General features: G+C 63.2%; 7 protein-coding genes. 4 read left to right on the top strand and 3 right to left on the bottom strand.

The window, feature by feature from the left end; translation table 11 throughout:
• Positions 1 to 277: 277 nt before the first annotated feature.
• From CSZ94_RS18980 to CSZ94_RS28805, 3 genes are read right to left on the bottom strand one after another with little or no spacing between them, the layout of a single operon-like run.
• Complete coding sequence (locus tag CSZ94_RS18980) at positions 278 to 2,131, bottom strand: phytase (protein WP_102122944.1); 1,854 nt, start codon at positions 2,129 to 2,131, stop codon at positions 278 to 280.
• Between the two features lie 17 nt (positions 2,132 to 2,148).
• Positions 2,149 to 4,044 (bottom strand): TonB-dependent receptor, encoded by a 1,896-nt coding sequence (locus tag CSZ94_RS18975; RefSeq protein WP_258001085.1) that lies wholly within the window; start codon positions 4,042 to 4,044, stop codon positions 2,149 to 2,151.
• On the bottom strand, positions 4,029 to 4,676 hold the full coding sequence (locus tag CSZ94_RS28805; protein ID WP_258001084.1) for a TonB-dependent receptor plug domain-containing protein: 648 nt from the start codon (positions 4,674 to 4,676) through the stop codon (positions 4,029 to 4,031). The genes CSZ94_RS18975 and CSZ94_RS28805 overlap by 16 nt, the downstream gene beginning before the upstream one ends.
• A 316-nt stretch (positions 4,677 to 4,992) precedes the next feature.
• Here CSZ94_RS28805 and CSZ94_RS18970 point away from each other — a divergent pair, with 316 nt between their 5' ends.
• The 4 genes from CSZ94_RS18970 (at position 4,993) to CSZ94_RS18955 (ending at position 9,878) form a co-directional block, all read left to right on the top strand.
• Positions 4,993 to 5,895, top strand: a complete 903-nt coding sequence (locus tag CSZ94_RS18970; protein WP_102122943.1) for a GGDEF domain-containing protein — start codon at positions 4,993 to 4,995, stop codon at positions 5,893 to 5,895.
• Positions 5,895 to 6,920 (top strand): AraC family transcriptional regulator, encoded by a 1,026-nt coding sequence (locus CSZ94_RS18965; RefSeq protein WP_102122942.1) that lies wholly within the window; start codon positions 5,895 to 5,897, stop codon positions 6,918 to 6,920. Before CSZ94_RS18970 ends, CSZ94_RS18965 begins: the two co-directional genes overlap by 1 nt.
• 220 nt (positions 6,921 to 7,140) lie before the next feature.
• Complete coding sequence (locus tag CSZ94_RS18960; protein ID WP_102122941.1) at positions 7,141 to 8,535, top strand: class I SAM-dependent methyltransferase; 1,395 nt, start codon at positions 7,141 to 7,143, stop codon at positions 8,533 to 8,535.
• Positions 8,535 to 9,878 carry a sensor histidine kinase gene (locus CSZ94_RS18955; RefSeq protein ID WP_102122940.1) on the top strand — a complete coding sequence of 448 codons (1,344 nt, stop codon included), beginning with the start codon at positions 8,535 to 8,537 and terminating at the stop codon, positions 9,876 to 9,878. The genes CSZ94_RS18960 and CSZ94_RS18955 overlap by 1 nt, the downstream gene beginning before the upstream one ends.

Genomic DNA, 9,878 nt, shown 5'->3' with positions numbered 1-9,878 from the left:
TAGCAAGAAGTGGACGATGCCAATACGGGACTGGAAAGCGGCACTGAACCGCTTCGCCATCCAGTTTGAAGACCGGGTACCGCAGACTTAAACGAAAAACCGTTTACACAGAATTCAGTACACCCCCCGTATCGGCCGTCAACATCATTGAATTGTCGGCACGGCGCCTGCTTGTGTCGGGCATGGTGGACTTATGCGGCAAGCGGCTGCCATTTCATATCGATATGCCGCGCACATAGTGGCGGGGCCGCTCCCAAAGGGAGCGTCCGTTGCCGACTTACTCCAATCCCAACGCCTTCGCCACATCCCCCCACGCCACATATTTGAAGTTCTGCGGCCCGTCTGGCAGGCGCTTGTAGCCGTCCTGGATCACCAGCATGCCTTGCGCATACGCGCCGCCCAGGTTGGCGGAGGTGACGTCGAGGCCATCCGTTTCCGAGGTGCCGTCTATGCCGGCGGGCAAGTTGAAGCCCACCTTGAAGCGGCCGCGCACTTTATACGGCGCTTGCGCGTCGAGCACCACGTAGCTGCTGTCGCCCTGGCTGGAGACGATCAGGTAGCCAGAGTCAGCCTTGCCGCCTGGCTTGCGGTAGATGGCCATGCCTTCCACGTCGGCCGTCAGGTTCGCGCCCACGGGCAACACCATGGTGAGTGTATCCTGCTTGGCGGCGTCGGCCGAGGTGGTCCACACGCCGCGCGTTTCTTCGCCCAGGAAGAGGCGGGCGTTGGCGTCGTCCGCCACGCAGCCTTCCGGTTGGGTGGCGACCTTGAAGCTGCGCAACAGCGTCGCACTGAACTGCTTGCCGCTCAAACCGATGCTATATTGATGGAAAGTGCCATCCTTGTCATTGATGAACGCTTGCACGCCGCCGCTGGCCGGCTGGTACAAGCACATGCCGTAGATGCTTTTCAGTCCGGTCGGAAAACGGCCCGCTTCCGCCACCTCGCCGCTGGCATTGATCGTGAACAACATCATGCTGTTATCGTCGCGCTGGGTGGCCACGGCCAGGTCGACTTTGCTGCCGCCCAACTGGATGTGCTGGCGCACGTCGACGTTGTTCAAACGGCCCACTTCCAGCAACTGCGTCTGCTTGCCTTGCAAGTCGTAGACCAATAAACCCTGCTTCTTGTTGGTACCCAGGATGCGCGCATTGGCCGGATCGCTGGCCAGCCAGATGGCCGGATCGTCGGCCGCGTCGCCCTGGCGCGCCATCGGCGCCGTCTGCGCTTGCGGGGCGATGATGGCCACCTCAGGCACCGTTTCCGCTTTGCCGCTCCATTTCAAGGGGCGCGCTTGCCAGCCGTTTTTGCCGCGCAGCAGCACGGAACCCGCATCCATGGCAAGTTGGCTAGCGCCCTTGCGCACGTTCAAGGCGACAGCTTGGGCTGGCTGCGCCGTCCACTGCCCGCCCTGATGGGTGACCAGGTGCAGCTTTTCCGCCTTGCCGTCGAGCACGGCCACGCCACCGGGCAGCACGGCCAGCGCACCGGCGCCGCCATCGAGCTGGCCGTACGGCTTGCGCAGCGCCACCACTTCGCGCTTGCCCATGCCCTCCGAATCGGCGTCATACGCCCACACGCCCATGTTCGCTTCGCTCACCAGCAGGCGCCGAGCGCCATCGTCGACCCGGCAATGCTTGGCGTGCGGCGGCAAAACCAGTTTGCGCACCAGCTGACGTTGCTCGCCCTGCATCACCCACTGTTCCGCTTGCCCATCCTTGCCGATCAAGAAAAGATGAGCTAGCTGCTGCGCGTCGCGGTACAAACACGATGCTTCCACGGAAAACGTCGGCACTGGAAACGGCGTCAGCATGACCAGCTTGCCGACTTGCACATCGACGGTCACGGGCAGAGGGCGCTGCGTGTCCGCTTCCAGGAACACGGCCAGCACGCGATTGCCATCGATGCGCGTGTCGAGCTGCTTGGCGCGCACGGCGATGCGGTCCTGTTCCTGGCCCTGCGCGTCGAACAGGCGCAAGCCATGCTTGTCCAGGGTCAGCCAGCCGCCGCCGGGCAGGCGCGCCAGTTCCTCGGCTTCCTGCGTGAAGGAAGGTAAAGCGTTGGCGGGGGCGGCCTGCACGATGCCACTGAGGCAAGCCAGCAAAGCGCTGCAGAGTACGGTTTTTTTCATGTTAGTAGAAATCATCATCAGAAGGCGCTGGCTTTCAGGCTCAGTTTGAAAGTGCGGCCGTATTGTTCGTTCTGCACGTTGTATTGCTTCGTGCCCTGGTAGACATAGTATTTCTCATTGTTCAGGTTCGCCGCTTCAAAGACCACCTGGAACTGCTTGTTGATCTGGTACGACAGCGAGAAATCGAGCTGCTTCTGGCTGTCGACGATGTGGTCCTGGCTTTGAGCGAGGATATCGCCGCCCATTTTCAGCAGGTAGGGCGACTTGTAGTTGAGGGCCAGGCGGGCGCTGACCGGCCCTGTTTCATAGCCCAGCATCAAGTTCATCACCTGGTTCGACTGGCCCGGCAGGCGGATGTCGCGCTGGAGCTGCTTGTTGCTGGTCTTGTCGTAGCGGCCGATCTGCGCGCGCGAGGTGCTGAGGGTGCCATTTACGCCCACAAGAAACTTGTTGAACGGCGCCGGAAGCATGCGCAGCGGCTGCATGTAAGCCAGTTCGATGCCTTTCACTTTCGCCGCGTCGCCGTTCGCATACGAGGTGGCCGTCGTGTAGCCCGCCCACTGACCCGTGCCAGCCAGGTTCGTCGTGTAAGTAACATTCTTGATGTCCTTGTAGAAACCGTAGGCCGACATCACGCCGTCATTGCCCAGCACGCGCTCGATGCCCAGGTCCAGGTTGTTCGCCTTCAGCGGTTTCAAGTCCGGGTTGCCGATCACGGCTTCCGTGTTGCTGGCCAGGCTGATGCCCGGTGCCAGCTGGCTGAAGTTGGCGCGCACCACGGCTTGCGTCCAGGCGGCCCGCACGCTGGTCTTTTGATCCAGGTCATAACGGGCTTGCAGGTTAGGCAGCCAGTTGGTGTACGAGCGTTCGCGCGACAATGGCGTGGCAAACCCGGCGCTGTCCACCTGCGAGCCGGCCGCTTCAAAGCTGGTACGCTCGGCGCGCACGCCGCCCAGGATGTGCCAGGCGTCGAAGTCGACGCTGTTCTGCACATACATGGCGCTGATGTCTTCATGCATGCGGTAATCATTGATGAGGGACTCGGGGGCCAGGCGCGCTTTGTCGCGGTCCAGGCCGGCGACTCTGGCGCGGATGAGAAACGGATCCAGCGCCATGCCAATGTTGCCCAGGTCGTAATCGAGCTTGTGGCCTTGCAAGAAGTTGCTCATCGAGGAGGAGCCGGCGCCCCAGTAATTGCCGCTCGACGCCTTGCTGCTGTTATAGGCCCATTGGTCCGTGTCATTGCTTTTTTCGCGGCGGCTGACTTTGGCGCCGAATTTCAGGGTGGCGACGTCGAACTTGCGCGCCAGGTCGATGCGCGCGTGGTGTTCATTGTCCTTGGAATAGCGCTTTTGCAGGGTGATGGCGTTCAGCGCGTAATTGGCCGGATCGTACAGTGCGGCGGGACCGTTCAATTTTGGCTCCTGCGTATCCGTGAAACTGATGCCGGCGAAATTGCTGGTGCCGCGGAAGCGGCCGTCGCTCAAGGAATCCGGCGTGTCTTCCGTGGCGCGGCTCATGCCGCCTTTTACGTCCAGCGTCCAGTCGCCCGATTTCTGCTGCGTGCCCAGCACCAGCGAGCGCACTTGCTGCGTATACTTGCGCTGGCGGATGCGGCGCTCGGCGCGCGCGCTGGCCGTGGCTCCTTCGGCCAGGTTGCCGCCCGCGATATTGCTGATGGTCAGGCGCTCGCGCACTTCATTGTCGGAAAATTCGCTGAGGAAAGAGCGCAAAAACCAGCTGTTGTCCGCTTCCGGGCGGTAATCGAGGTTGATGGCCAGCGCGCCGCGCTTGCGCACGGGCAGGTAGTCGCGCAATTCCAGGCCAGATAATTTGCCCTTGCTCCAGGCGCCGCCCGTTTCCACGTCATCGGAGCCGAACGAGCGCTTTTCCGCGCTCAGGCCGGCAGCCATGCCCAGCTTGCCATCGAGGAAGCGCTGGGCCCACAGGGCGCCGCCGCTGGGGCTGGTCTTGCCCGTTTTTCATCATGGCTGGCGCCCACGTTGGCCGACAGCAGCTTGCCCGGCAAGTCGAAGGCGGACAGCGATTTGACTTCGATGGTGGCGCCCAGCGAGTTGGCGTCCATTTCCGGGAGTAAAGTCTTCGACACTTCCAGCGTGCGGATCAGGCCGGCAGGCAGGATATCGAGCGCCACGGCGCGGCGGCCCGCTTCCGGCGACGGCACCAGGGCGCCGTTGATGGTGACGGCGTTCAGGTCCGGGCCCAGGCCGCGCACCGTGATGTAGCGGCCTTCGCCCTGGTCGCGTTGCACGGACACGCCCGGCAAGCGGGCCAGCGCCTCGGCCGCGTTCTTGTCCGGCAAGCCGCCGATATCGTCGCTGCTGATGACGCTGACGATGTTGTCGGCTTTCTCTTGCGCGGCGATGGCGTTGCGCAGGCTGGCGCGCTGGCCGCTGACGACCACGGTGGCGGCCGGCAAGCCATCGGCATCTTGCGCTTGCGCATGGCTTGGACCGCTGAAGACGGCCATGATGGCCAGGGCCAGGGCCGTCAGGCGCAGCGGGGAGGGGGGCGAAGTGTGCATGGTTTTCATGAAGAGCTCGGTTAGGAAGGAGGGAACCGGGCGGATTCTAGGCAGCAAATATGACGCTTGCGTGACAGGGTCGGGCGGGGCGCAGCGAAAACAAGGGCAGGCGAACGCTTTCCGGCCGGAAATGCACCGTGGTGAGCTGAAATGACCTGCCAGCGCAGGGCGCACGGGGCGCGGCATGCCGTATTTGCACGATGCTCACTAGTAATGCTGAGCCGTTTGCACCTGCCGCACGGGCGCGGGGCATGTCATCGTGCCGTCATGGGCGGGCGCTATCGTGGCGACAGCACCACTTTTAAAGGTTTCCCACATGCTGCCGTTGCACCGTAACAGCCTGATTGCCGCCGCGCTGGCCTTGCCCCTGTTCTTTTTCCTGTACGCCACACTGGGCCACCTTAAACCGTTCGCCATCTGGAAGTGGATGGATATCGTCTGCGAAGGCGGCACGGCGGTCATGGCCGGCATCTGGTTTTTGTTTACTCTCAGCAGCCGTCCGCGGGGAAGGGTGACGAGCCTGATCGCCGGCGGCCTGTGCGCCATCATGCTGGGTTCCTGGGGAGATTGCCTCGATGAATTCTTTGCCATCGACAAGAGCGCCGTGTGGGATAACTGGCTGGAAGCCTTGATTCCGTTTGGCATGCTGGTGCTGACGATCGGCATGTATTACTGGCGCCAGGAACAGTTCCGCCTGAACGAACACCTGCAAAAGCGCGAACGCCTGTTCCGCGACCACCGCGCCTTCGACCGCATCACGCAGCTGGCCGACGCCAGCTATCTGCGCACGCAGATGCGTCTGGAGCAGGAGCGCCGTCCCGGCCTCGATTGTGCGCTGGTCTTGCTCGACATCGACAGCTTTCACCTGATTAACCGCGAATACGGCCACCGCGAAGGCGACCGCGTGCTGCAAGCCGTGGGCCACATGCTGCTGTTGAACCTGCGTAATGACGATTTGCTGTGCCGCTATGCGGGCGACCGCTTCGCCGTGCTGATGCCGGGCGTGTCGCGCGAGGAGGCGGCCGTCAAGGCTCGCCACCTGTGCGCCATGGTGGGGCAGATGCGCCACCACGCCAACGACAACCGGGAAATCCGTTTGAGCCTGCGCCATGCCTGCTCGCTCACCGATGGCGTGCCGGAAGTGGTGCTGGCCGAGCTGAGCCGGGCCGTGGAAACGCCGCGCTCCGGTGCCGGGATCAGTTCCGCCGCACCTGCGTGATGCCGCTGAACCAGCAAGGCGACCCCGGCATCGCGGCCCATCACCAGCCGGCGCTGGTGCTCGATTACGCGCGCAGCCGCGAGCTGGCCACGGCGCCGCTGCTCAAGGGAACGGGCCTGGACGGTGGCGCGCTGCCATCGGCGGAAAGCCAGGTCAGCGCCGCGCAATACCTGCAATTGCTGGCCAACGTGGCACGCGGCCTCGACAGTGCCGACACCAGCTTCATGCTGGGCCAGCAAATGCTGCCCGGTCATTACGGCGCTGCCAGCCATGCCCTGCTGCAGGCGCAGAATCTGCGCCAGGCCTTGACCATCTTGTGCGATTTTCATACCTTGCTGTGTCCGCTGCTGCAGCCCCGCTTGCGCGAGGCGGGCGACATGCAGGTGCTGTACTGGACGGACGCGTTCGGCGCGCCGAGCCAACTGCCTTTTTTGGTGGAAATGCACATGACGGCGCTGGCCGCCATGTGCCGCTGGCTGGCCGGCGAGGCGCTGCCGTGGCGCTTTTGCTTCAACCGCGCGCGGCCCCGCCACGTGGAGCAGCATGAAGTGCACCTGGGCCAGGCGTTGCGCTTCGATTGCCAGGTCGACGCCATGCTCATCGATTCCGGCTGGCTCGACAAGCCCTGGCCGCGCGGCAATGCCACGGCGGCCGCGCTGGCCTTGCGGGCGGCGGCGCTGGCGCCCATGCCCGCCGCCAGCCTGCTGGGCGCGCTGTACGACTATTTGCTGGCCAATATCCGCTGCGCGACCACGCTGGAGCGCACGGCGCAAGAGTTCGGCGTCAGTCCCGCCACGTTCAAGCGCCACCTGGCGCGCCATGGCACGCATTTCCAGGCCGAGCTGGACCAGGTGCGCGCGCACAAGGCCATCTACCTGTTTCAGGCGCATGGCTATGACAACGATGCCGTGGCTGCCTACCTCGGCTTTCATGATGCCACCAACTTTCGCCGCTCGTTCAAGCGCTGGACGGGGCAAACGCCGCAGCTGTTGCGTCACGCCTTGGCACTGTTCGTGGCCGGTTGACTGGCGGCGTTGCGCGCCTGTGCCACAGACAGTCGTTCCAGAGGGAACAATTGCCCGTCCTGCTACATCCATAGTACACTCGTTCAGAGAGCGAACAGACGCGCTTTGAGGCGCACCGGCACGGCGGCAGATGACCGGTGTGCCGTGCCTTAACCCAGCCTGGAAACTGGCGTCACCATTATGGTGCGCCGGAAACCGGGCAACTTGATAATGTTCAATCGTGTATTCACAATCGCAGATCGATCCAGTCGTCAGTTTCCGTAACACCCAGGGTGAGGCGGTGCGCGGCACGATTTTCAACTTGCAGCGCAATTCGCTGGTCATGGAAATCTACAATCCCTACTCGATTGTGCAGGTCAGCGAGGTGCTCAATGACGTGACGGTGCGCATGGGGGCGAAGAACGCCTATGTGGGCAAAGCCGTCGTCATCAGCAGCGTCAACACGGGCCTGACCGCCATCGTTTCCGTGACCCTGATCGACGAGTGGCGCGAGCTCAGCGACGTGGTGGTGGTCAAGGGCGCCGTGGCAAAAGAGTCCAGCGCCTTTGTCGCCGGCTGGGGCGAACGCTTCCGCATCCGCCGCGATTACCAGATCGTCATCAACGAAATGCGCGCCTTTTTGTCGGAGGTGGCGCGCTGGGTCGAGCAGGTCGACTTGTCGGACTCGCTGCCCAAGGAAAACGGCCGCCTGCGCTCCGACATCTTCGATGAGCTGGCCTTGCCGCTGATGGAGCAAACCCAGCTGTACCTGCGCCAGCTCGAGGTGGAAGCCTCCCTCGTCGAGGAAGAGCGGGCGCCGGCCCACCGCGCGTTCGCCCAGGCGGCGCTGCACCCGCTGATCCTGCGCGCGCCATTCGTCTTCCGCACGTTTACCAAGCCGCTCGGTTATGCGGGCGATTACCAGATGGTCAACCAGTTGCTGGACGATCCGCGCCAGGGTCCCAGCACCTATTTTCAAATCGTCAATGCGGCCTTCTTGCAGGCGGCCGTGGCGACGGCGCACCGCAACCGCATCGATATGCTGACCGAATTTCTGGCGCAAAAGGCGGCTGCGGCGCGCGTTGCCGGGCGCGTCTTCAAGGTGCTCAACGTGGGTTGCGGCCCGGCCATCGAGGTGCAGCGTTTCCTCGAGACCTGCCCCGATGCGCAATGGCTGGCCTTCGAACTGGTCGACTTCAGCAGCGAGACCTTGGACTGGACGCGCGCGCGCCTGACCACCATCATGCAGCGCACGGGGCGCGTGGTCGAAATCGATTACGTGCACGATTCCGTGCATAACCTGCTCAAGCGCCGCCACGGCTCGGGCGCCGTGGGCTTGCCCGGCAGTTTTGACGCCGTGTATTGCGCCGGCCTGTTCGATTACCTGTCCGACAAGGTGTGCGCGCGCCTGCTACTGCACTTCGCTTCGCGCCTGGGGCCGGGCGGACGTTTGCTCGTCACCAATGTGCACGCCGACAATCCGGGCAAGTTCGGCATGGAGCATTTGCTGGAGTGGCATTTGATCTATCGCAATGAAGCGGGCTTGTCGGCCTTGCTGCCCGAGCATGCGATGGCGCCAAAAATCTATGTCGATGCCACGGGCGTGAATGTGTTTGCGGAAGTGAGCATTCCTTGATGGATACTCCAGGCCTGCACGCCGGCTACACGGCCATTTTGCGCGACTTCCGCCTGGAATTCAGCCGCGGCGGGGCCTACACGGGCATCGTGCTGATCCTGCTGGGCATGGGCCTCGATTCGGCCCTGTATCCGGACAAGCAGTCGGCCTTCACCGGTGCGCGCATCCTCGTGTCGGCGCTGATCTTTTGCGTCGTGCTGGCCATGCGCACGCGCTGGGCGCAAGACCGCATCCAGGGACTGACTTTTGTATGGCTGATCCTGCCGCAAATCATGATCGCCTGGATGATCGCCGTCACGGAAGGGGCCGCCTCTATCTATTACGTGGGCATGACCCTGGCCATCTACTCGTCAGGCATCGTGCTGGCCTTCGGCTTGTGGCAAAACATGGTCTTCGGCGCCATCTCCTGCCTGCTGTACGTGGCTGCCTGCGCCTGGCAAGCGGGCGGCTTCGACTTGCCGGGCACCTTTGTCGTCAACTGTCTGTTCCTCATCATGTCGGCCAGCATCAGCGCCGTGTTTACCTATTTCAACGAACGCGCCCGCTTCATGCTGTTCCAGCTGAAGGCGGAAGTGGCGCAAAAGAACACGCAACTGGAAGAAACCAACAAAAGACTGGCCGATATCAAGGGGCAGATGCTGCAGCAAGAGAAAATGGCCGCCATCGGCACGCTGGCCGCCGGCATGCTGCATGAAGTGAACAATCCCGTGAATTTCTGCATGATGGCCATCGAGGTGGCCATCGAAGACCCGGCCGCCCAGCAAAGCGCCCTCATCAGCGAATGCCTGGCCGATGCCAAGCAGGGCATGCTGCGCGTGCAGCACATCGTTTCCGACTTGAAGACCTTTGCCTACCGCAAGAGCGGCAACCAGCTGGAAACGGGGCACTTCCAGTTCCGCAGCGCACTCGACGCGGCCATCCGCCTGGTGGGGCATGAAACGAAGAATGTCAGCATCAGCCACGACTTGCCGGTCGACACCCTGGTGCGCGGCGACGAGGCGGCCATCGTGGGCGTGCTGATCAACTTGCTGGGCAATGCCGTGTTGTCCATGCGCAAGGGCAATGCGCCGCCGTTCGAGATCCGCATCACGGCCCGCTGGGATGACAAGCGCCTGCGCATCAGCGTGCGCGACAACGGCCCCGGCATCGCCCCGGAAAACCTGGCGCGCGTGTTCGAACCGTTCTTTACCACGCGTGAAGTGGGGCAGGGGCTGGGCCTGGGCCTGAGCATCAGCTATGGCGTGATCGAGCGCCACGGCGGCACCCTCAGCGCTGAAAGCGAGCTGGGCGTTTGGGCCAGCATGAATTTCGACTTGCAGCGCTCCGACTGGGAGGGCCGTTAG

This window comes from Janthinobacterium sp. ROICE36, assembly GCF_002869965.1.
In the GTDB taxonomy this organism is placed as follows: domain Bacteria; phylum Pseudomonadota; class Gammaproteobacteria; order Burkholderiales; family Burkholderiaceae_D; genus Janthinobacterium.
Note: the sequence above shows the minus strand (reverse complement) of the source record. Positions and strands in the feature narration are given on the sequence as shown.

Bases quoted from the DNA above. Each gene is read 5' to 3' on its own strand.
- CSZ94_RS18965 (WP_102122942.1), top strand. From the start codon at position 5,895: ATGCCGCTGAACCAGCAAGGCGACCCCGGCATCGCGGCCCATCACCAG.
- CSZ94_RS18955 (WP_102122940.1), top strand. From the start codon at position 8,535: ATGGATACTCCAGGCCTGCACGCCGGCTACACGGCCATTTTGCGCGAC.
- CSZ94_RS18980 (WP_102122944.1), bottom strand. From the start codon at position 2,131: ATGAAAAAAACCGTACTCTGCAGCGCTTTGCTGGCTTGCCTCAGTGGC.
- CSZ94_RS18975 (WP_258001085.1), bottom strand. From the start codon at position 4,044: ATGGCTGCCGGCCTGAGCGCGGAAAAGCGCTCGTTCGGCTCCGATGAC.
- CSZ94_RS28805 (WP_258001084.1), bottom strand. From the start codon at position 4,676: ATGCACACTTCGCCCCCCTCCCCGCTGCGCCTGACGGCCCTGGCCCTG.
- CSZ94_RS18970 (WP_102122943.1), top strand. From the start codon at position 4,993: ATGCTGCCGTTGCACCGTAACAGCCTGATTGCCGCCGCGCTGGCCTTG.